Annotated in this window: 22 protein-coding genes and 1 pseudogene; 11 read left to right on the forward strand and 12 right to left on the reverse strand. The window is 58.2% G+C overall.

Features of this window, described 5'->3' with window-relative positions; translation table 11 throughout:
- Positions 1 to 27 precede the first annotated feature (27 nt).
- Genes ispH through AVO44_RS16330 form a run of 5 tightly spaced genes read left to right on the forward strand, consistent with a single transcriptional unit; the run spans position 28 to position 3,088 of the window.
- Positions 28 to 978: a 4-hydroxy-3-methylbut-2-enyl diphosphate reductase gene (gene ispH, locus AVO44_RS16310; protein ID WP_068339094.1), complete on the forward strand. Its 951-nt coding sequence runs from the start codon at positions 28 to 30 to the stop codon at positions 976 to 978.
- A complete protein-coding gene (locus AVO44_RS16315) occupies positions 975 to 1,427 on the forward strand; it encodes a DUF3429 domain-containing protein (protein ID WP_068339097.1) in 453 nt (150 codons plus the stop codon). Before ispH ends, AVO44_RS16315 begins: the two co-directional genes overlap by 4 nt.
- Positions 1,424 to 2,008, forward strand: coding sequence for a class I SAM-dependent DNA methyltransferase (locus AVO44_RS16320; protein WP_068339099.1), 585 nt, complete (start codon positions 1,424 to 1,426; stop codon positions 2,006 to 2,008). The genes AVO44_RS16315 and AVO44_RS16320 overlap by 4 nt, the downstream gene beginning before the upstream one ends.
- Positions 2,001 to 2,468: a ribonuclease HI gene (gene rnhA, locus AVO44_RS16325; protein WP_068339102.1), complete on the forward strand. Its 468-nt coding sequence runs from the start codon at positions 2,001 to 2,003 to the stop codon at positions 2,466 to 2,468. Before AVO44_RS16320 ends, rnhA begins: the two co-directional genes overlap by 8 nt.
- Positions 2,465 to 3,088, forward strand: a complete 624-nt coding sequence (locus tag AVO44_RS16330; RefSeq protein WP_068339105.1) for a trimeric intracellular cation channel family protein — start codon at positions 2,465 to 2,467, stop codon at positions 3,086 to 3,088. Before rnhA ends, AVO44_RS16330 begins: the two co-directional genes overlap by 4 nt.
- Positions 3,089 to 3,245: 157 nt before the next feature.
- On the opposite strand, the gene AVO44_RS16335 is transcribed toward AVO44_RS16330, so the two are convergent.
- Genes AVO44_RS16335 through def (AVO44_RS16350) form a run of 4 tightly spaced genes read right to left on the reverse strand, consistent with a single transcriptional unit; the run spans position 3,246 to position 5,414 of the window.
- The gene (locus tag AVO44_RS16335; protein ID WP_068339109.1) at positions 3,246 to 3,482 is read right to left on the reverse strand and encodes a hypothetical protein; all 237 of its coding nucleotides are present in this window, start codon (positions 3,480 to 3,482) and stop codon (positions 3,246 to 3,248) included.
- A gap of 5 nt (positions 3,483 to 3,487) precedes the next feature.
- Complete coding sequence (fmt, locus tag AVO44_RS16340) at positions 3,488 to 4,402, reverse strand: methionyl-tRNA formyltransferase (RefSeq protein ID WP_068339112.1); 915 nt, start codon at positions 4,400 to 4,402, stop codon at positions 3,488 to 3,490.
- 2 nt (positions 4,403 to 4,404) lie between these two features.
- The gene (gene def, locus AVO44_RS16345; protein WP_068339115.1) at positions 4,405 to 4,899 is read right to left on the reverse strand and encodes a peptide deformylase; all 495 of its coding nucleotides are present in this window, start codon (positions 4,897 to 4,899) and stop codon (positions 4,405 to 4,407) included.
- Positions 4,896 to 5,414, reverse strand: coding sequence for a peptide deformylase (def, locus tag AVO44_RS16350; protein WP_068339120.1), 519 nt, complete (start codon positions 5,412 to 5,414; stop codon positions 4,896 to 4,898). Before def (AVO44_RS16350) ends, def (AVO44_RS16345) begins: the two co-directional genes overlap by 4 nt.
- Before the next feature lie 94 nt (positions 5,415 to 5,508).
- Here def (AVO44_RS16350) and AVO44_RS16355 point away from each other — a divergent pair, with 94 nt between their 5' ends.
- Both AVO44_RS16355 and AVO44_RS20755 read left to right on the forward strand, forming a co-directional pair.
- Entirely contained in the window at positions 5,509 to 6,681 is a 1,173-nt protein-coding gene (locus AVO44_RS16355; RefSeq protein ID WP_068339123.1) for a MalY/PatB family protein, read from the forward strand.
- A gap of 345 nt (positions 6,682 to 7,026) precedes the next feature.
- A pseudogene (locus AVO44_RS20755) lies at positions 7,027 to 7,781 on the forward strand (IS5 family transposase).
- Here the strand turns inward: AVO44_RS20755 and AVO44_RS16375 are convergent.
- Positions 7,778 to 8,131 carry a hypothetical protein gene (locus AVO44_RS16375; protein WP_068339134.1) on the reverse strand — a complete coding sequence of 118 codons (354 nt, stop codon included), beginning with the start codon at positions 8,129 to 8,131 and terminating at the stop codon, positions 7,778 to 7,780. The pseudogene AVO44_RS20755 and the gene AVO44_RS16375 overlap by 4 nt on opposite strands.
- A 212-nt stretch (positions 8,132 to 8,343) precedes the next feature.
- Here AVO44_RS16375 and AVO44_RS16380 point away from each other — a divergent pair, with 212 nt between their 5' ends.
- On the forward strand, positions 8,344 to 9,333 hold the full coding sequence (locus AVO44_RS16380) for a glutathione S-transferase family protein (protein ID WP_068339136.1): 990 nt from the start codon (positions 8,344 to 8,346) through the stop codon (positions 9,331 to 9,333).
- Here the strand turns inward: AVO44_RS16380 and AVO44_RS16385 are convergent.
- Positions 9,315 to 9,677 (reverse strand): response regulator transcription factor, encoded by a 363-nt coding sequence (locus tag AVO44_RS16385; RefSeq protein ID WP_068339139.1) that lies wholly within the window; start codon positions 9,675 to 9,677, stop codon positions 9,315 to 9,317. The genes AVO44_RS16380 and AVO44_RS16385 overlap by 19 nt on opposite strands.
- Before the next feature lie 183 nt (positions 9,678 to 9,860).
- Here AVO44_RS16385 and cobD point away from each other — a divergent pair, with 183 nt between their 5' ends.
- Together cobD and cbiB are read left to right on the forward strand one after the other, a co-directional pair.
- Positions 9,861 to 10,826 carry a threonine-phosphate decarboxylase CobD gene (gene cobD, locus AVO44_RS16390; protein WP_068339141.1) on the forward strand — a complete coding sequence of 322 codons (966 nt, stop codon included), beginning with the start codon at positions 9,861 to 9,863 and terminating at the stop codon, positions 10,824 to 10,826.
- Entirely contained in the window at positions 10,823 to 11,743 is a 921-nt protein-coding gene (gene cbiB, locus AVO44_RS16395; protein WP_068339143.1) for an adenosylcobinamide-phosphate synthase CbiB, read from the forward strand. Before cobD ends, cbiB begins: the two co-directional genes overlap by 4 nt.
- Positions 11,744 to 11,843: 100 nt before the next feature.
- Here the strand turns inward: cbiB and AVO44_RS16400 are convergent, their stop codons facing one another.
- The 4 genes from AVO44_RS16400 to AVO44_RS16415 all read right to left on the reverse strand — a co-directional run bounded on the left by AVO44_RS16400 (position 11,844) and on the right by AVO44_RS16415 (position 17,500).
- On the reverse strand, positions 11,844 to 12,194 hold the full coding sequence (locus AVO44_RS16400; RefSeq protein ID WP_068339146.1) for a hypothetical protein: 351 nt from the start codon (positions 12,192 to 12,194) through the stop codon (positions 11,844 to 11,846).
- 54 nt (positions 12,195 to 12,248) lie between these two features.
- Positions 12,249 to 15,704 carry a chromosome segregation SMC family protein gene (locus AVO44_RS16405; RefSeq protein ID WP_068339149.1) on the reverse strand — a complete coding sequence of 1,152 codons (3,456 nt, stop codon included), beginning with the start codon at positions 15,702 to 15,704 and terminating at the stop codon, positions 12,249 to 12,251.
- Between the two features lie 140 nt (positions 15,705 to 15,844).
- Complete coding sequence (locus AVO44_RS16410; RefSeq protein ID WP_068339151.1) at positions 15,845 to 16,255, reverse strand: hypothetical protein; 411 nt, start codon at positions 16,253 to 16,255, stop codon at positions 15,845 to 15,847.
- Positions 16,256 to 16,300: 45 nt separating this feature from the next.
- Complete coding sequence (locus tag AVO44_RS16415; protein WP_068339154.1) at positions 16,301 to 17,500, reverse strand: aminotransferase-like domain-containing protein; 1,200 nt, start codon at positions 17,498 to 17,500, stop codon at positions 16,301 to 16,303.
- A gap of 147 nt (positions 17,501 to 17,647) precedes the next feature.
- Here AVO44_RS16415 and AVO44_RS16420 point away from each other — a divergent pair, with 147 nt between their 5' ends.
- A complete protein-coding gene (locus AVO44_RS16420) occupies positions 17,648 to 18,418 on the forward strand; it encodes an FCD domain-containing protein (protein WP_068339157.1) in 771 nt (256 codons plus the stop codon).
- Between the two features lie 12 nt (positions 18,419 to 18,430).
- On the opposite strand, the gene AVO44_RS16425 is transcribed toward AVO44_RS16420, so the two are convergent.
- Together AVO44_RS16425 and AVO44_RS16430 are read right to left on the reverse strand one after the other, a co-directional pair.
- Positions 18,431 to 19,291, reverse strand: coding sequence for a glycosyltransferase family 2 protein (locus AVO44_RS16425; protein WP_068339160.1), 861 nt, complete (start codon positions 19,289 to 19,291; stop codon positions 18,431 to 18,433).
- Positions 19,292 to 19,460: 169 nt separating this feature from the next.
- Positions 19,461 to 20,021 carry a F0F1 ATP synthase subunit B gene (locus AVO44_RS16430; protein ID WP_068339162.1) on the reverse strand — a complete coding sequence of 187 codons (561 nt, stop codon included), beginning with the start codon at positions 20,019 to 20,021 and terminating at the stop codon, positions 19,461 to 19,463.
- Positions 20,022 to 20,025: the final 4 nt, after the last annotated feature.

A 20,025-nucleotide genomic window follows, 5' to 3' on the forward strand; every position in this document is an offset into this window, starting at 1 on the left:
TTACCTGTGCCCTATGGAGATCGCGACATGACAAAGCCACGCCTGACCCTTTACCTTGCTGCCCCGCGCGGATTCTGCGCCGGAGTCGATCGCGCCATCAAAATCGTGGAAATGGCGTTGCAGAAGTGGGGTGCGCCCGTCTACGTGCGCCACGAGATCGTGCATAATAAATTTGTCGTCGACGGGTTACGCGCCAAAGGCGCGGTGTTTGTCGAGGAACTGGACGAATGCCCTGATGATCGGCCGGTGATCTTTTCCGCACATGGCGTACCAAAATCCGTGCCTGCCTCGGCCGCGGCGCGCGAGATGATCTACGTCGATGCCACCTGCCCGCTGGTCTCAAAAGTGCATGTTGAGGCACAGCGCCACGCCGATGCTGGTCTGCAAATGATCATGATCGGTCACAAGGGCCACCCCGAGACTGTCGGAACCATGGGCCAACTGCCTGAGGGCGAGGTGTTGCTGGTCGAAACCGTCGAGGACGTCGCGACGGTGCAGGTGCGCGACCCGGAAAAGCTGGCCTTTGTCACGCAGACCACACTGTCCGTTGACGACACTAAAGATATCATAGCAGCGCTTGAGGCACGGTTCCCGGCCATCGTCGGCCCGCATAAGGAAGATATCTGCTACGCCACCACCAACCGGCAGGAAGCCGTGAAGGCTGTGGCTCCGAAATCGGATGCGCTGCTGGTTGTAGGTGCGCCGAACTCATCCAACTCGCGTCGCCTGGTCGAGGTCGCCTCGCGCGCCGGGTGCAATTACGCGCAACTGGTGCAACGCGCGACCGAGATTGACTGGCGCGCGCTTGAAGGGATTTCATCGATTGCCGTCACGGCGGGTGCTTCGGCCCCCGAAATACTGGTGAATGAGGTGATCGACGCCTTCCGCGAACATTACGATGTGACCGTCGAACTGGTGGAAACGGCCGTGGAAAACGTTGAATTCAAAGTCCCGCGCGTCCTGAGAGTACCCGCATGAGCGGTATACCAAGGGCTCCGCTGTTCCTTGGGCTAGCTGGGTTGATCCCCTTTATCTGGGGCGCGCTCACTTACCTGAATGACGACCTGCACGCATGGGGGACGCAGGCGTTCGGATCACGTTTTGTGGGACCGTATGTCCAACTGTTCTACGGCTCGGTCATCCTCAGCTTTATGTCCGGCGTTCTGTGGGGCTTCGCCACCAAGACGTCGGGCAGTAAGGCCGCGACCTGCTATGCCCTGTCCGTGCTTCCCGCGCTTTGGGCCTTTGTCCAAACTGGCGGAGGACCGGTGAGTGCGGGCACCAACCTGATCTATGGATTTACCGGCCTTTTGGTGCTTGATGCCATTTTTGCATACTGGCGGCTGACCCCGACCTGGTGGTTGCGCCTGCGTGTGTTACTGACGGCCATTGTGCTGGCTTGCCTAGCTGTGGGGGTATACCTGTGACCGACGAAAGAACGATCAAAGCCTATTCCACCCGCGTGGCAGACTACCTGAAAATCCCTTTGCCCCCGGAACAGATCGAGTCCCGGCAAGCATTTGCCAATGCGGTCGGTGCTGGGCTTGTGCTGGACTTAGGGTCTGGCCCCGGATCAGACAGTGCCTTTTTCATGCGAGAGGGGCTGACAGTGCGGGCGCTGGACGCAACGCCAGAATTTGTCGAACATGCGCGTAACAATGGCGTGGACGCACATCTGGGCACTTTCGACGACGTGACCGAAGTGGACACGTATGACGGCATCTACGCCAGCTTTTCCTTGCTGCACGCCCCACGCGAGGCCTTCCCGCGCCATTTGGCCGCCATCCACAAGGCGCTCAAACCGGGTGGCATTTTTTTCCTCGGCCTGAAACTGGGAACCGGCGAACACCGCGACGAACTGGACCGCTCTTACACCTATTTCTCGCAGACTGAGATCGAGGACGCGCTGGCACAGGCGGGGTTCTCAATCGACCGTATCACAACCGGCATGGGCAAAGGGCTGGCCGGATCCTATGACGGCTTTATCCTGGTGATGGCCCATGGCTGAACTGTTCGCCTATACCGACGGCGCGTGTTCCGGCAACCCCGGACCGGGAGGCTGGGGCGTCTTGCTGCGCGCGATGGATGGCGACACTGTTCTGAAAGAACGCGAATTGAACGGGGGTGAGGCCAACACGACCAACAACCGCATGGAACTGCTGGCCGCGATCAGCGCGCTGGAAACTCTTGAGCGTGCCTCGAAAATCACCATCGTCACCGACAGCGCCTATGTTAAGAACGGTGTGACGGGGTGGATATTCGGGTGGAAGCGGAACGGCTGGAAGACCTCGAACAAGAAACCTGTAAAGAATGTCGATCTATGGCAGAGGTTGGATGAGGCGCAGATCCGGCATAACGTAACCTGGGAATGGGTCAAGGGCCACGCCGGTCACCCCGAAAACGAAAAAGCAGATGAACTGGCCCGCGCCGGCATGGCTCCGTTTAAACCTCAAAAGGCAAAATCGTGAACGGTCTGGCGCTGCTGGATTATGCCTCGGTTCTGGTTTTTGCCTTGACCGGCGCATTGGTGGCCAGCCGGGCGCAGCTCGATCTGGTGGGGTTTGCTTTCATCGCTTGTCTCACGGCGGTGGGCGGCGGCACGGTACGCGATCTTTTGCTGAACAGGCATCCGGTGTTTTGGGTCGGTCAACCGGATTACATCCTTATCGGAACCGGTGCAGCGGTGCTTGTCTTCTTGACCGCCCACCTGGTTGAAAGCCGGTACAATTGGCTGATCTGGCTGGATAGTTTCGCCCTGTCTATCGCGGTTGCCGCTGGCACTGGTGTCGCCTTGTCGCTCGGGCAATCCGGTACAATCGTGGTGTTGATGGGCATTTGCACGGGGTGCCTGGGCGGATTGATGCGCGATGTGGTCTGCAACGAAGTACCACTGGTCCTCAAACAAGGTGAGCTTTACGTTTCATGCGCTTTTACTGGCGCCATGACCGCGGTTGTCGTGCACCGCCTTGGCTTCGATGAATTGATCACACTGGGGGCGTGCGCGCTGGTTTGCTGGGCTTTGCGGGCCGGATCGTTGTTGTTTGGTTGGAAACTGCCGGTCTACAAAAGCCGCCCCCCTCGCACCTAGCGGGAGGTGACGCTTGAACTGACGCATATTCTGCGACTATCGCATGAACGGATAGCGTCTTGCGCGCTTAGCCGTCCGGCAGCGCGCCGATACGTTGATCACCAAGTACCACCGACTGGCAGCCGGTTGCCGGGCCGCGGCCCTGACCACACTTGAATCACTTCCTCCAATGCGTCGGCACGATGATCAGCGCACCGATGGATGACAGGACGGCGTCCAGCCCCGGAGGGCCAAAGCTGATCCCGAACATGATCCGCACAAAGTAAAACAAGAACGCGCCACCCACACAAATGATGATCGAAGGCACATATCCGTTATGGGTAAAGCCGGTTTTCTCGGAGAGGTATCCAACGATCCCGGCGATCACGACAGTGCCCATCAGGACCATGAACATCTGGCTTACTCCGAGCTCAGGCAGGTTCCGGCAGCGACCGGCCAGCCCCGCAAAAAGGTTTCCGTGTCCTGTGCGCCCTTGCCGGCCCGTTGCAGGCGCAACAGGTCAACCGCGCCCGTACCACATGCCACGCGGAGCGTTCCATTCAGAACTGTCCCGGGCATACCCTGCCCATCGGCTTGTTTTGAGGCCAACAGCTTGACCCTTTCACCGCCTATTTTGGTCCAGGCACCGGGAAACGGGGAAAGGCCACGGATCTGACGGTCGATTTCAACCGCAGGGCGGGTCCAGTCCACCTGGGCTTCGGCCTTGTCGATCTTCGACGCATAGGTCACGCCATCTTCGGGCTGAGGCTCGGGTGTCAGATCAGGAAGACGTCTCAGCGCCTCGACGATAAGGTCCGCGCCCATCTGCGAAAGACGATCGTGCAGCTGCGCGGTGGTTTCCTCGGGCCCGATATCCGTGGCCTGACGCAATAGAACAGGACCAGTGTCCAGCCCGGCCTCCATTTGCATGATACAAATGCCGGTCTCTGCATCCCCCGACATGATCGCGCGGTGGATCGGCGCAGCCCCACGCCAGCGCGGCAAAAGGCTTGCATGGATATTCAGGCACCCGTTCGCCGGTGCATCCAGAATGGGCTGTGGCAACAACAAACCATAGGCCACGACCACCGCAAGGTCAGCGTTTAGCGCGGCGAAGGCCTCTTGCTGCTCAGGCGACTTTAGCGACACCGGATGACGGACGGGCAGACCCAACGCCTCGGCCCGTGCGTGCACCGGCGTTGGTCTGTCTTTCTTGCCACGCCCGGCAGGCCGGGGCGGTTGGCAATACACCGCAGCAATATCATGCCCGGCCTCTACCAGCGCGTCCAACACTGGAACCGAGAAGTCCGGCGTGCCCATGAAAACGACGCGCATTCCTAACCCTGCTTTCTGGCTTTGCGCAGCAGTATATCGCGCTTCACCTTGCTCAGCCGATCAAAATACATCTTGCCGTTCAGATGATCGATCTGATGCTGCACGCTGGTGGCCTCGATCCCTACAAAATCACGGCGATCCACAATGCCTTTTTCGTTCAGGTACTTTACCGTCACAGCACGAGGACGTTTTACCTTGGCCGAAACACCGGGCAGGTTCGGGCTGGCTTCGTCGTGTTCACGCAATTCAATCGAGCTGTGCAGGATTTCGGGGTTCGCCATGCGCACCGCCCGGCCGCGCTCGGTCGAGCCATCAACAACCGCCAACCGCAGCATGACACCAATCTGCGGCCCGGCAAGACCAACACCGGGCATCGCCTCCATCGTGTCGATCATATCGTCCCAGATGGCGCGAATATCATCCGTGATTTCAGCTACATCTTCGGCCTTGGTCCGCAAGCGTTTATCGGGCCATGGCAGGCAGGGGCGAATCGTCATGTACGGGCCATCTCGCGTTTCAGCTTCTGCATCTTGCGCGTGATCATCTGACGCTTCAGCGGTTTGAGATAGTCGATGAACAGCTTGCCGTTCAGGTGATCAATCTCATGCTGAACGCACGTCGCCCAAAGCCCGTCAAACGTTTCCTTCTGCAAGTTGCCGTCGCGGTCCAGCCAGGTCACATCTACTACCTTGGGCCGCGTCACCTCGGCAAATTGCTCAGGTATCGACAGGCAACCTTCTTCGTAGACATTGGTTTCGTCAGACGAGGCGATGACCTCGGGGTTGAACATGACCAACGGGCGCGGCGCCTCACCCTCTTCTTTCACGCAGTCCATCACGATCAGTCGATCCAGAACGCCGACTTGTGGCGCGGCCAGCCCAATGCCGGGCGCATCATACATTGTCTCCAGCATGTCATCGGCCAAGTTGCGCAGCTCATCCGACAGGTCGGTGACAGGGGCACAGACCTTTTTCAGACGGGGGTCGGGATGGATCAGGATATTGCGTTTCATAGGGTTGATTTAGGCCATCCCGCCCCCCGCCGCAACGCCCCCCTTGCACCTGCCGCGATTGTGACTAGCTTCGCAGCGGACAGATGGAGAAAACATGACTTTCAATGACGTGATCGACCGCCGGGGGACGAACAGTTCAAAATGGGACAAGATGGAAGACCTGTATGGCGTCTCGCCACAGGACGGGTTGGCCATGTGGACCGCAGATTCCGACTACCCCACTGCGCCCTGCGTAAGAGAGGCAGTCCGCAACGCAGCTGATCACGGTGTCTTCGGCTATTCCTGGGAACATCCGGCGTATCTGGCCTCAGTCCAGTGGTGGATGCAGAACCGCCACGATTGGTCGATCGACACGGATTGGGTTCTGACCTCGCAAGGGTTGGGCAATGCAATTGCCCTGTGTCTGGATGTCTGGACCGATCCCGGTGATGGCGTCGTTATATTCAGCCCCGTTTATCACGAATTCGCCCACAAGATTAACAAGACCGGACGACGGGTTGTGGAATGCCCGCTGGTGCGGGATGGCGACAGCTATGGCATTGATTTCGAAGATGCGCAGTCGCGGTTGGACGGGTCGGAAAAACTGTTGATGTGGTGCTCGCCCCAAAACCCTTCGGGCCGGGTGTGGTCGAACGAAGAATTGCGCGCTGTGGCCGCGTTTGCCATGCGCAATGGCTTGATCCTCGTATCGGATGAAGTCCACCAGGATCTTGTTTTTCCAGGCCAAACTTTCATACCTATGGCAAAGGCCGCGCCCGAAGCGCAGCCCTTTACGGTGACGCTGACCGCGGCCTCCAAAACGTTCAACATCGCGGGGCAGCGCACGGGAAATATGATCATCCCTGATCACAACTTGCGCGCCGCCATGCGGCATCGGCTGAAAACACTGGATTACATGCCCAGTGCGTTAGGCGTTTCTATGGTCACAGCGGCTTATACACCCGAAGGCGCGGAGTGGGTGGATGCGCAAATGGTGCATTTAGATGGCAACCGCAAACTGTTCGATGCAACCATTGCCGAAATTCCGGGACTTTGGTCAATGCCCCTGCAGGCCACCTACCTGGCCTGGGTAGATTTTTCGGGCACGGGAATGACGCATGACGAGGTGATGAAGCGTCTGCGCAAGGATGCCCGGATCGCCACATCATCCGGCCCGGGCTTCGGCACTGGCGGAGAAACCTTTGAACGGTTCAATCTGGCCACGCAACACGCACGGGTAGAAGAGGCCTGCAAGCGGTTGAAACACGCGTTTTCCGATCTTCAATGACGGTCATGCGCCGGGCCTTGCTGAAATCCGTCTTCCGCTTTCGCCCGGCGCAGCACGTTTTGGCTGGCATCCAAGCTGCGCACGTCTACACGAACAGCCAATGGTTGTGACCATCTTTCAAGGCATTCGGTGACCATGCACATAGGCCAACCACCTGCTGACGCGAGATATGCACTGCGCGTCAGCATGCTGTTCCGGTGCGTTTTGTGAACTACTGCGTCCAATCGATACCGAAGCAGGCAAATTTGGCTAGGCATTACACCCATTAATTTCTGTTCATTCCCATAGGCTTGTGATTGTGTTTCCTGAAAAGCAGTCGGGAGCAGGAAAATGGCGCGATCTGATATGAGCGATCTGGAGTGGGAGTTCATCAAACAGGTGCTACCCAACAAATCACGCGGCGTGAAACGGGTGGATGACCGGCGCGTGATTAATGGCATCTTTTACGTCCTGCGCACCGGCATCCCATGGGCCGATCTGCCTGAGGAATACGGCCCGCCCACCACGATCTACAATCGCTTCAACCGCTGGACCTATGCGGGCCACTGGGACCGGATCATGGAAGCTGTGGCCGATGCCCACAACGTCGACACGGTCATGGTGGATGGCACGTCCGTGCGCGCCCATCATTCTGCAACCACGCTCAAAAAAACGACCCGCGTCGTTGCCTGGGGCGCTCGCGCGGCGGGTTAGGCACGAAAATTCATGCACTTGTGAACCAGGACGGCCTGCCCATCCGGTTCGAGCTGACCCCCGGTCAGGCCCATGACGCACCGCCCTGCAAGCGGTTGCTGGATGCGTTGCAGCCAGGCCAGCGTGTGCTGGCAGACAAGGCATATGATGCAGACTGGATCAGGGATATGATCTGGGAACAGGGTGCCATCGACGTGATCCCGTCCAAAGCAAACCGAAAGCTGCCCGCCGAATTCGACGCGGACCTTTACAAAGAGCGCAACAAAATCGAGCGCTTCTTCGGGCGTCTCAAAGCCTCCTTCCGCCGTATCGCCACACGCTACGAGAAAACTTCACGCAACTTCCTGGCAATGATCAAACTGGCATCAGTGCGCCTTTGGATCGAGTTTTATGAGTCGGCTGCCTAGTCTTCGTACCCCAGCAACGCAATCGGCGCATCAGGTGGGCGATAGAAGTCGAGCGGAGCCGTGTCGGCGGCGGCTGTACTGCGTTTGAATTCATACCGCATTTCACCAGCCTCTTCCTCATCGGCGATGATCAGGCATTGGTAAAGGTGGCGCGCCCCGTCGTAGATATCCACAAGGCCGCGCAGTTGCGGTGTTGTTTCAGCCTCAACCGTAAAGCCGTCTTTCCACAATCTGAGTATTTTAAATGTATTGTCGCCAAACTCGACGCGCAGGCGGCTGGTCTTTTTCAACCCCGCGATTCGCGCAGCATCCAATTCAGCGCTTATTTCCTTTGAAATATAAGTCGTCATGGCACAATTCCCCGGGCAACGAACTCTATTGTGAAGTCCGGATTGTAAAAATCCAGTAAAGTCGGCCACATAGATTTGCGCATATCGAACCTGTTGCATCGAAATCTCAGGCCCCTCTGTGCGCAGGTGCAGACCATATGCGCGGCCTCTGAAGTGGGAAGGCCGCGTGCAACCTCCTATGTTTGAAGAAATCGCAATGCGGAGGACACCCAATGGGCCTGTTGGTCGACGGCAAATGGCATGACACCTGGTACGACACCAAATCCACTGGTGGCGCCTTTAAACGCAGCACTGCCCAGTTTCGTAACTGGCTGACTGCCGATGGCAGTGCCGGTCCGTCTGGCAAGGCAGGTTTCAAGGCTGAACCAAACCGCTATCACCTTTATGTCAGCCTTGCTTGCCCGTGGGCACATCGAACATTGATTTTCCGCAAGCTGAAGGGGCTCAGCGATCTGATTTCGGTCTCGGTTGTGCATCCGGACATGCTGGACAAGGGCTGGACCTTCAAGACGGATGAGCACGGCGCGACCGGAGACAAACTGTTCGGCCTCGACTATGCCCACCAGATTTATACCAAAGCTGATCCAAACTATTCTGGCCGCGTCACCGTGCCGATCCTTTGGGATAAACAACAGGAAACGATCGTTTCGAACGAAAGTTCCGAGATCATCCGTATGTTCAACTCGGCCTTTGACGGCATTACAGGAAACACCGACGACTATTGGCCCGAAGCGATGCGGGACGAAATCGAAGAGGTTAACGCGCGGATCTATTCCAACGTCAACAACGGCGTCTACAAATCCGGCTTTGCCACGTCGCAACAGGCCTACGACGCCGCCGTTCACCCCCTGTTTGAAACCCTCGACTGGCTGGAGGATCGACTGGCCCACAAACGGTACTTGATGGGGGATCGCGTAACCGAAGCCGACTGGCGGTTGTTCACCACCCTGATCCGGTTCGACCCGGTTTACCACCTGCATTTCAAATGCAACAAGCGTCGCTTGATCGACTATCCGAACCTATGGGCCTATACGCGAGAGCTGTATCAGTGGCCTGGTGTGGCCGAGACGGTAAACATCAACCACATCGTGCGCCACTACCACTATAGCCATGACACGATCAACCCCAACCGGATCATTCCGGTAAACCCTGTTTTGGACTACATGGAGCCGCATGGGCGCGGTCAACGATCCGCCGCGTAGTGCTGAACCATCGCCGCCAGGTCTTCTGGCGGCGTTGCGCTTTGCACATAAGCGCAGGCGTTTGGGCTGTGGGCAAAGATGGATCCGTCCGAAAAAAAGGTCGTGTTGGTGACAAAGATCACCCGCGCTTCGGGCCTTCGGTAGCTGGCGAAATCCGCAACTGCCAATGCGCTGCCTTTTTCCAGAACCAGATCCAGCACGATGATTTCAAATTCTTGCCCGTACAGGGCAAGAATAGCAGCCTCTTGCCCGGTCACCAACGTCACTTCGGCGCCGTACCGCTCCAGATGCCGCTTCCAAACCCGACCGAGGTCGGGGTTACTTTCAACTATCAAAACATTCATCGTTATAACCTGGGCACTTGTTAGAGAAGGAAATAAACATTCCCTTAATCCGTGATCACGCCATTTCGTTAACAAAGCGTTAACGCTGCCGGATGGCATCACCTGGATCACGCACATTTGCTTGTGCAAACGGCGAAATTCCGCTTGAAAAGAGCCCGAACAGGCAATTCCAACGAGGTTCCGATGGCGGGCCAGAAGAAACACTTGACCCCTCGCACCACGCGCGATCACGGCGGTGGCCTGGACGAGGCGATAGCAAGTTTTGGCGGCGCGCGCTCAGATTGGATGGACCTGTCCACGGGGATCAATCCCGTACCTTATGATGTAACAGGTTTGACGTCTTCAGACTGGTTTGAGTTGCCCGATCATGGTGCATTCGAACGACTAAGCAAAGCCGCCCGCCAGTTTTGGGCGGTGCCCGAGGGGGCGGCAATTCTGCCCGCGCCCGGTGCCTCAGCTATTATCGCGCGGATTCCGGCGCTGGCCGCGCCGGGCCGCGTTCAAATCACCACACCCACCTATAACGAGCACGCCGCTGCCTTCGCCGCACAGGGCTGGAGCGTTCAGGCAGACAGCCCGGCAGAGGCGCGCGTAATTGTGCACCCGAACAACCCCGACGGGCGGCTGTGGAAGGAAGCGGATGCAAGCGCCCCGCTGACCGTGATTGACGAAAGCTTTTGCGATGTCACTCCCCAAGCGTCGCTGATACATCTCGCCGCTCGACCCGGTGTGATCGTCCTGAAGAGCTTTGGTAAGTTCTGGGGGCTGGCGGGGTTGCGGCTGGGGTTTGCCATCGGCCAGCCCGAGCTCATCGCCAGACTGAACGACCTGATCGGACCATGGGCGGTCTCAGGTCCGGCCCTCAAGATCGGTGAACTGGCGCTGTGTGACACCGACTGGGCTAATGCAACCCGCAACCGATTGACCGCTGACACGAAGCGCTTGGATCGGCTTTTGACGACCAGGGGGGCAGACCTTGTGGGGGGAACCGCTCTGTTCCGGCTCTATGACGTGGACGATGCCAATGAGTGGCAGGACCGGCTGGCCCGCGCCCACATCTGGAGCCGTGTTTTTCCCTATTCCAAAACATATCTGCGACTGGGATTGCCGCCCGCGACGGGCTGGAACAGGTTGGAGGCCGCATTGTGAGCACCCCATTTCTGCTGGTGTGCGCCATGTGTCTGGATGCGGCGCTTGGGGAACCCGATTGGCTATGGTCCCGTGTTCGCCATCCCGCTGTGATGATGGGGAACGTTGTGGGATGGTTGGACAAGCTCCTAAACCACGAGGTCCGTCGGCGCCTGAAAGGGACGGTCGCACTCGTGCTGCTGGTCATCGGTGCATTTGTTTTGGGCTGGGGTTCGTCTCTACTTGGACCATGGGTAGAAACACTCGTCTGCGCCATCTTGCTTGCGCAGAAATCGTTGGTTTCGCACGTGCGTGATGTGGGCCACGGACTGCTCCGATCCCTGTCTGAAGGTCGCGCCAGTGTCGCGATGATCGTATCCAGGGACACAGGCAATATGACAAGGGCGCAGGTCGCGCGGTCCGCCATCGAAAGCGCAGCCGAAAACTTAAGCGATGGCGTCATCGCACCGGCTTTCTGGTTTCTGGTCGCCGGACTGCCGGGGCTTTTGATTTACAAAACCGTCAACACGGCGGACAGCATGATTGGCTACCGCACTAAAAAATACCGTGAGTTCGGATGGGCGGCTGCCCGGATGGACGATGTGCTAAACCTCATACCCGCACGCCTGACCTGCGTCATGATCATGGGTCTGACCGGGCAATGGGCAAGTTGGCCCAACATAGTGGCCGATGCGCGCCGCCATATCTCTCCTAACGCTGGCTGGCCAGAGGCCGCTATGGCGCGCGCCCTGAATGTGGCCCTTGCTGGCCCGCGAAGTTACGACGGTCAAGTCCGGGATCTGGCATGGGTTAATGGCGCGGCCCGGAGAGAAATCGGCGCGGAGGAGGTTTTCAGCGCATGTGACATGCTGTGGACCGTCTGGGGACTTGCGGTTGGGATTTTGGTGGTGTGGAGCGGGATAGGCCTTTTCTTTTGACCAAAGCTCCTTACGAGGCGTACTGCGTCACAAACCCAGACTCCAGCACCGAAAATTCAGCTAGCAATCCTGAAAGACGTATCCCGCCGCAGGAAAAGCCCTACTCAGGCCTAACGGGATAGCGATCCCCCTTTTGATCAATCAGAATGAGACGCTCGCCACTATGAACGTACAGGTCACAGCGGCTGAACCCGTTTCGATAAGCGATACAGACGCTGCCATCTTCGGCGATGGAATACGTCCCAAACGCAGATTCTCCGCTTGCATAAGTATAGGAATAAGCCCCTCCGACCGAAAATTTGGATTGCCCATCATCATAAAACGTCAGCGTCTGGCCCGCTAAAGCGTCCAGCTCTTGGGACGAAAGGCGGGTATCACCGGGTTTCATGGGCCAGTCGGCAGCCGCGACAGGGGCGGCCGACAGCAATGCAAGAATAACAAATCTGATCATGATGGCACCCTACTCCAGTTGGTGCAGAAACCGGTGTCACGTTCCGGTGATGGATCAGGCAACCATCTGCTCGGCCTTCTTAAGATCGACCGATACCAACTGACTAACGCCCTGCTCTTGCATTGTCACGCCAAACAGCCGATCCATGCGCGCCATCGTCACCGCGTGGTGTGTGATGATCAGGAACCGCGTGTCTGTCTGGCGGCACATTTCATCCAGCAGATCGCAGAAACGGGTGACGTTCGCGTCATCCAGCGGTGCGTCAACCTCATCCAGCACACAGATAGGTGCCGGGTTGGCAAGGAAAACGCCAAAGATCAGCGCCGTCGCCGTCAGGGTCTGCTCGCCACCCGACAGCAGGCTGAGGGTCGACAGTTTTTTACCCGGCGGCTGGCACATGATTTCAAGCCCGGCATCCAGCGGGTCATCGCTTTCGACCATGACCAGATTTGCCTCACCGCCGCCAAACAGATGCTTGAACAGCATCGCGAAGTTCGAGTTCACCTGCTCAAACGCGGTCAGCAGACGCTCGCGCCCTTCGCGGTTCAGGCTGGCTATTCCGCTGCGCAGCGCTTTGATCGCCTCTTCCAGATCAGCTTTTTCCGAGTTCAGCGTATCGAATTCTTCCTGAACTTCTTTGGCATCCTCTTCGGCTCGCAGATTGACCGCCCCCATCGCATCGCGCTGACGTTTGTGGCGGTTTACCTCGGCCTCCAAAGCGTCCGCTGCGGGCATTTGATCAGGGTTTACATCCAATCGATTCAAAAGCTGATTGGGCGTCAGTTGCTGATCCTCGGCAATCCGCTCAGCTGCAGCTGTCACGCTTTCCTTCGCGGCATCACAACGCGCTTCGGCCGCTGCACGGGCTTCGCGGGCCTCCGAGGCCTGCCGCTCAGCGTCGCGTTCGGCCGTCACAACCTCGCGTTGCCGCGATTCAGCTTCGGCCAACCTGTCGGCTGCCTCGGCACGGCGGCCCTCTGCGGTTTCGATTAGCTCATTCAGTTCTTCGCGTGCCTCGGCGATTTCGCCGGGGGTGGCCATGGCTTCGGACAGATCCTCTTCCGAGCTTTCCTTGCGTTCGACCAGTTCCGCGATCCGCTTTTCGGCTGTTTCCAAACGATGCTTCCAGCCGCTGAGGTCTTTGGTCACCTCCTGCGCGCGTCGCGTCCGGGCCTCGCCCTCGCGGCGCAGTTCGTCATGGGTCGAGCGATGGGTCAGCATAGTGATCCGCGCGGCCTCGACCGTTTGCTTAATGTCTTCAACCTTCGCGCGGGCTGTGTTGAGATCACCCAACCCAGCCAATGCGCCTTCAGCCTCGCGCAATTGCCCGCGGGCTGACATCGCGTCCTGTTTATGGCGATCCACGGCGAGTGTCAGGGTTTCCAGCTTGCCCTCTGCCAAATTGCGATCAGCCTCAGCCCGGCTCAACTGGCGCGCGGTTTCGGCCATGCGCTGATCCGCGGCCCGGCGTGCCTCGCGCGCGCGGCGGTCGGCCTCTGTCACATCGGCCAGTTGCTGCGACAGCGTCTCATGCGCGGCACGGGCGCCTTCGGCCCGCGCGTCGGCCTGAGAAAGCTCTTGTTTCAAAGCTTCCAGCTTGTTCAACTGCTCAAGACGCAAGGCTGCGGCACTTGGCGCGTCTTCGGCCCAAGCGCGAAATCCATCCCAGCGCCACAGGTCGCCCGCGCGTGACACCAGACGCTGTCCCGGCTTCAGCAGGGCTTGCAGTCGCGCTCCCTGATCGGGATCAACCAGACCGATTTGCGCGATCCGGCGGCTCAGACGATCAGGGCCAGACACGTGCAGAGCCAGAGGTTCAACCCCATCCGGCATCGGCTGATCAGAATCGTAGCTTGCGACCTGAACCCAGCCCGACGGACCATCCCCTTCGACCAAAGGCGCGCGCAAATCATCAGCCAGCGCCGCACCCAGCGCCTTTTCATAACCCGGCTCGACGCGCAGCAGATCCAGAACTTGACCACCTTCGGCAGTATCGCGTTCAACCAGCTTGGCCAGAGCAGAGGTTTCCGCGCGGATCGCCCCAAGCTCACCTTCGGCCTCGGACCTTTGCGCGCGAGCCTCGGCCTCGCGCGATTGGGTCTCGTTGCGCAATTCGTCTGCGGCGGCGAGGGCTTCCTCGGCAGCTTCCGCGGCTTCGCGGGCTTCTTCTTCACCCTGTTGCGCGGCCTCAAAAGCGTCGCTTGCGTTATTCAACGCCTCGCGCGCCTGATCCACTGCGCCGCGCGCTTTTTCCTCTTCGGCCTCTGACCGGGCCAGTGTTTTGCGACTGTCCTCGACCAAACGCTGCGCGGATTGGTGTCGGGCGACGAGGCGTGCCATGTCCTCGGTTTCCTGCGAAAGAAGATCTTCGCGGTCCTTCAGGACCGAGGCAGCCTCGCGCGCGACCTCGGCGGCTTCGGCCACCTTATCGCCATGCCCTTCGGCGGCCTTGGCAAGCTCGCGCGCCTCCCATTCCAGACGTTCAATCATCTGGCCTGCGTCACGATTCAATCCGGTTTCACGCTCGATATCGTTGCTTAACTGCTGAATGCGGTTGGTCAGTGTTTCTATCGTCTGGCGGGCTCGGGTTTCTTGATCCGAAAGCTGATCGCGCTGCACCTGCTGGCGTTGCAGCACGGCGGCGGCAATGGCTTCTTCCTCCCGCAGGGGTGGCAAAGCCTCCTCTATCTCGGCGCGCTTGGCGGCAACGGCGCGGGCTTCGGCCTCGGCGCGGGACGCCTCGGTCGTTCTGTCGCGCAGCTTTTCTTCGGCCTGCTGACGGGCGATGTCAGCTTCTTTCCAACGACGATAAAGCAGCATGCCCTCAGCTTGACGCAGCTGCTCGCCAATTTCACGGTAGCGCGCGGCCTGACGGGCCTGCCGGGCAAGCTGCGCCAGTTGCGTGCCCAATTGCTCAAGCACATCATCGACACGTGTCAAATTGGATTCGGTGCCTTTAAGCTTCAGCTCAGCCTCGTGACGGCGCTGATAGAGACCGGAGATTCCAGCGGCCTCTTCCAGAATACGGCGGCGGGCGCGGGGCTTGGCGTTAATCAACTCGGCAATGCGGTTCTGCCCAACAAGCGCGGGCGAATGCGCCCCGGTTGAAGCATCCGCAAACAGCATCTGCACATCACGGGCGCGCACGTCCTTGCCGTTGGTCTTATAGGCACTGCCCACGTCGCGCGTAATGCGCCTTACGATTTCCAACTGATCGGTGTCATTAAACCCGGACGGCGCGAGCCGTTCGGAATTGTCCATGGTCAGGACAACCTCGGCGAAATTGCGGGCCGGGCGCGTGGCGGCCCCGGCAAAGATCACATCCTCCATCGCGCCACCACGCATCGATTTGGGGCGGTTTTCCCCCATCACCCAGCGCAAGGCTTCCAAAAGATTGGATTTGCCGCAGCCATTCGGACCCACCACACCGGTCAACCCATCCGCGATGATCAGATCGGTTGGATCAACAAAGCTTTTAAAGCCGGTGAGTTTGAGTTTGCTGAAGCGCAAAGGTGACGGGTCCCGTGATTCCTACGTATCGCAAGTCTGCGCAACGGAGTGGGCTTGAGTCAACGGAGTTGCGCAGGATATGGGTCATCAGGCCAATTTATCCACAATATCTTGCCCGAATACGCGAAATTCTGCGTATGTCAGTATGGCGTGCATTCAAATACCTGGTAGCCGTATCCATGCCCCAAGTTTTCATAAATGCCATAGTCGACACATTCGTAGTTCGGGGTTGAAATCGCGGTCAGCAATAGACGCTCACCAGCCTCACGATCGCACCCCAACACCCCGACCGTTACCGAAGCATCCCCAAGCACGTCCAGAATAGGACAGCCAGAAACCTGCGCCATTGCCAATCCGGCCCTGTCCCGGATCGGACCTAGGCGCGGTGCATATTGGGTGTTGATCCGCACGGCCTCAGCCAGATGTCCGCGCACACGCACATCAAAGACACTGCCATTCACCGCGATGCGGGTGGCTGGTATGTCACGGAAAAAAGGGGTGCCAGCCGAACACCCGGCCAGCACCAACAGAAGGAACAGAAAGCGGATCATGCCAACAGCTTTGCCGCAATTTGGTTAACGGATCCTTTCCGGCACTCAGGCCCGCAAGACATCCCCCAGCCGGCGGATGCCCTCACGGATCGTATCCTCATCCGAGTTCGAAAAGCTCAGGCGGATCGTATTGGACCCGGTGGCGTCCGGGAAAAATGCCTGACCGGGAACAAAAGCCACCTTGACCGTTTCAAGCGCCTTTTCCAACAGATCGGCCCCGTTCACGCCTTTGGGAAGGGTCACCCAGATGAACATACCGCCCTCGGGTCGGGTCCACTCCACTCCGTCCGGCATGTGCCGCTGCAGCGCGCCCAGCATTGTGTCACGACGTGCGCCATAGACGCGGCGCAGCTTGGGGATATGCGTGTCAAAGCAAGCACGCGCCACGTCGTTGACCGCCATCTGGTTGATGGTGGCCGAGTGCAGATCTGCGGCTTGTTTCATCAACACCAGTTGTGAAATGACGGGCTTCGCAGCCACAACCCAGCCCACGCGCAATCCGGGCGAGAGGGTTTTCGAGAAACTGCCACAGTACACAGTCCGGCAGTCTTCTATTGAACCTTTGCGCGCCAATTCCAGCGCCAACACCGGCGGGATCGGTTCACCATTATAACGCAGCGCCTGATAGGCTCCGTCTTCGATCACCGCACAGTTCAAATCGTCTGCCAAATCCAGCAGATCTTCGCGACCGCGTAGATCTACGGTCTCTCCGGTTGGGTTGGCGAAATCAGGTGACAGATAGGCAAATTTTACCGCGCCTTCACCCGCTGCTGCGGCATATTCAGGCTCCCCCTGATTGCCATTCACGTGAAGCCGATCAAAACGCGGTTCATAAGCGTTAAATGCGGCCAGCGCGCCCAGATAGGTGGGCCACCCAACCAGCGCAGTATCGCCCGGAGACAAGTACAATTTACCAAGGTAATCCAGCGCCTGTTGCGACCCCGAGGTGATCAGGACGTTTTCGACGCCGCACTCAACCCCGATCTGCCGCATGTGATCGACCAACCATTCGCGTAGCGGAAGATATCCCTCGCTGACAGAGTATTGCAGCGCCAAGGCCCGGCTGTCAGGCGCAAGCGCGCGCTGGAAGGCTGCGGCAAACTCATCTGCCGGAAACAAGGTCGGGTCCGGAATACCGCCCGCAAACGAAATGATGCCAGGCTGGTCCAGCAGTTTGAGCAGCTCGCGTATCTCGGACGCCTTCATTCGCGATGTCCGGGTGGCGAACAGGTCTTTTGTCGACATGAGTCTCCTCCGTTCTCACATCGTCAGATTAACCGGCTATCGATAAGTGTCAATAATGCTGACCTTCTTGCTAAAAGCGGTATCCGCTTCCTTGAGCTAGCCACCGATACGTGGTCATATGATTTGACCAAATCGAGAAAATCACACATGCCCTTTCAGAAAGTCCGGACCGAAAAGCTGTCTATCGCAGTGGTGAAGCAGATCGAGTTGCTGATCCTGCGTGGCATCCTGCGACCGGGTGAGCGCTTACCGGCCGAGCGCGAACTGGCCGAAAGGCTGGGCGTCTCGCGCCCATCACTAAGAGAGGCGATCTCGGAGCTTCAGAACCAAGGGTTACTTACCGCCAAGGCCGGGTCCGGCATCTATGTGGCCGAGGTTTTGGGGTCGGCCTTTTCCCCTGCATTGATCCGGCTATTCGGCAGTCACAACGAAGCGGTGTTCGACTATCTTTCATTTCGGCGCGACATGGAGGGGCTGGCTGCCGCGCGCGCCGCACGGCTGGGTTCGGACAGCGATCTTAAGGTCGTACAGGCGATTTTCGACAAAATGCAGGCAGCGCATGAGCGTAACGCAACCGAAGATGAAGCCCATCTGGATGCCCAGTTCCACATGGCCATCATCGAGGCCAGCCACAACGTCGTGATGCTGCATATGATGCGGTCCATGTTCGACCTGCTGCAACAGGGCGTGTTCTACAATCGCCAAATGATGTTTCAGCAACACACTACGCGCAGCGCAATTCTGGATCAGCATCGCGACATTAACACGGCCCTCCAAGCCCGAGACCCAGAAGGTGCGCGCAGCGCAATCCACCGGCACTTGGACTATGTTCAGCGCTGCATGGAAGATCACCAAAAAGCCGAACGCAACGAAGCCATAGCACGACAGCGCCTGCACCATGAGATTGGGAACCGCTAGTTTTGCGGCCCCCTAGATGTGATGCATTCGGCGCAAAAGCGCGTGTTTCCAGAGTTTGGACCGTTTGAACGGCTTTGGATCATGTTTCGTTAAGCCCGGAAAGGTCGCTTCGGCCTCTTTGCGTTGGCGCAATTGAAGAGGGGCATCCAAAATCGCCTTGGTCAAGTCATTCGTTTCCGTTGCATTCCGTCGTTCGTGGTCGATGACTTTCAGCATCTCAGCGTGGTATTCATCAATCGCTTCGGACCTTTGTCCGCTGCGAACCCGAAACGCGCCGATTTGTTTGTGAACCGACGTTAGTTGGGCATACCGTGAGAAGCGCAGCCAAAGCTCACCATCTACGGCAAGACTCAAGGACTCGTCTAAATAACCACCCGCGCGCGTCCAAAGACTGCGCCGCCAAAAGGCCGATTCCTGCTGTATCCACTGATAGTCAGCCGCCAAAAACCTCTCATGCGTCAAAGGCCGGGGACGTACAGCACACTGGACCTGGTCGTTCTCGTCAATAACAGTCAATCGTCCGGTCAACCATTCCGTCTTTTGGTTGAGCGTGAACAGTGATCCAACAAGCGACAAGCTGTCGGGCAACAAGATATCATCAGAATTGATCCACCCCATGATTTCACCGGTCGCGAAGGCAAAACCCTTGTTTAACGCATTGGCCTGACCGGAATCCGGCTCGGAAATCATGTGCGAGAAATGGGGTCTATATTTTTCAATGATTTCGAGTGATCCATCCGTGCTGCCGCCATCGGACAGGATCAGTTCAAGATTGGGATAGTTCTGATCAAGGACTGACCTTATCGTGCGTTCTATGAACTTGGCGCAATTCAGATTGGGGATCACGAGGCTGATCCGCGGCAACTCAGGCATGTTTCGGTTTAATTCGAGAATAACCGCTGAGGTGGTAAACTATTTTAAAAAAACAATCAAACCGATAGTTAAAGGCGAGGATGCATGCACCCTCGCCTGTTTCGAATTCGATCAAGCCATGCAAAGCGTCCCTGAAACACTGTGGTACGCCTCACTTTGCACTGATTTATCAATGCAGCTTTTCGCCTACATCCTCGATGGACGCATCGATCAACTTGTTCGCCTGCGCTGCCGTCATCTGCTTTGCCAACACCGCGTTGGCTGCCGAAACAGCCACGGTGACAGCCTGATCGCGCACTTCCTTCACAGCCGAGGCTTCGGCTGACGCGATCTGATCCTGTGCAGCGGCCAAACGGCGTGCGATGGACCTTTCCAGATCGGCCTTGGCCTGCTCGGCCGCCAGAGCAGCATCGTCTTTCGCCGCCGCCACAATGGCATCCGCCTGAGACTGAACTTCGCGCTGTTTGCGCTCGTAGGACGCCAACAGGCTGCGGGCCTCTTCATGCAGAGCGCGGGCTTCGTCCAGTTCGGACTTGATGCCTTCGGCACGTTTGTCCAGCGCACCGCCGATCATACCCGGCACCTTGAAATAGAACAGAACCGCGATAAAGACGATGAAGCCCAGAAGAACGACAAAGTCGGTATTGCCAAGCGAGAAGAACGGGCCTTTGGCTGCCAATGCCGGACTGGCTGCGCCAAAGGTCAGGATAAGGGCAAGAGTGTTCCGCATGTCA

The organism is Ruegeria profundi (genome assembly GCF_001507545.1).
Lineage (GTDB): Bacteria > Pseudomonadota > Alphaproteobacteria > Rhodobacterales > Rhodobacteraceae > Ruegeria > Ruegeria profundi.

Coding starts and splice junctions, on each gene's coding strand:
- ispH (WP_068339094.1), top strand. CDS start 28: ATGACAAAGCCACGCCTGACCCTTTACCTTGCTGCCCCGCGCGGATTC.
- AVO44_RS16315 (WP_068339097.1), top strand. CDS start 975: ATGAGCGGTATACCAAGGGCTCCGCTGTTCCTTGGGCTAGCTGGGTTG.
- rnhA (WP_068339102.1), top strand. CDS start 2,001: ATGGCTGAACTGTTCGCCTATACCGACGGCGCGTGTTCCGGCAACCCC.
- AVO44_RS16335 (WP_068339109.1), bottom strand. CDS start 3,482: ATGTTCATGGTCCTGATGGGCACTGTCGTGATCGCCGGGATCGTTGGA.
- fmt (WP_068339112.1), bottom strand. CDS start 4,402: ATGCGCGTCGTTTTCATGGGCACGCCGGACTTCTCGGTTCCAGTGTTG.
- def (WP_068339115.1), bottom strand. CDS start 4,899: ATGACGATTCGCCCCTGCCTGCCATGGCCCGATAAACGCTTGCGGACC.
- def (WP_068339120.1), bottom strand. CDS start 5,414: ATGAAACGCAATATCCTGATCCATCCCGACCCCCGTCTGAAAAAGGTC.
- AVO44_RS16355 (WP_068339123.1), top strand. CDS start 5,509: ATGACTTTCAATGACGTGATCGACCGCCGGGGGACGAACAGTTCAAAA.
- AVO44_RS16375 (WP_068339134.1), bottom strand. CDS start 8,131: ATGACGACTTATATTTCAAAGGAAATAAGCGCTGAATTGGATGCTGCG.
- AVO44_RS16380 (WP_068339136.1), top strand. CDS start 8,344: ATGGGCCTGTTGGTCGACGGCAAATGGCATGACACCTGGTACGACACC.
- AVO44_RS16385 (WP_068339139.1), bottom strand. CDS start 9,677: ATGAATGTTTTGATAGTTGAAAGTAACCCCGACCTCGGTCGGGTTTGG.
- cobD (WP_068339141.1), top strand. CDS start 9,861: ATGGCGGGCCAGAAGAAACACTTGACCCCTCGCACCACGCGCGATCAC.
- AVO44_RS16400 (WP_068339146.1), bottom strand. CDS start 12,194: ATGATCAGATTTGTTATTCTTGCATTGCTGTCGGCCGCCCCTGTCGCG.
- AVO44_RS16410 (WP_068339151.1), bottom strand. CDS start 16,255: ATGATCCGCTTTCTGTTCCTTCTGTTGGTGCTGGCCGGGTGTTCGGCT.
- AVO44_RS16415 (WP_068339154.1), bottom strand. CDS start 17,500: ATGTCGACAAAAGACCTGTTCGCCACCCGGACATCGCGAATGAAGGCG.
- AVO44_RS16420 (WP_068339157.1), top strand. CDS start 17,648: ATGCCCTTTCAGAAAGTCCGGACCGAAAAGCTGTCTATCGCAGTGGTG.
- AVO44_RS16425 (WP_068339160.1), bottom strand. CDS start 19,291: ATGCCTGAGTTGCCGCGGATCAGCCTCGTGATCCCCAATCTGAATTGC.
- AVO44_RS16430 (WP_068339162.1), bottom strand. CDS start 20,021: ATGCGGAACACTCTTGCCCTTATCCTGACCTTTGGCGCAGCCAGTCCG.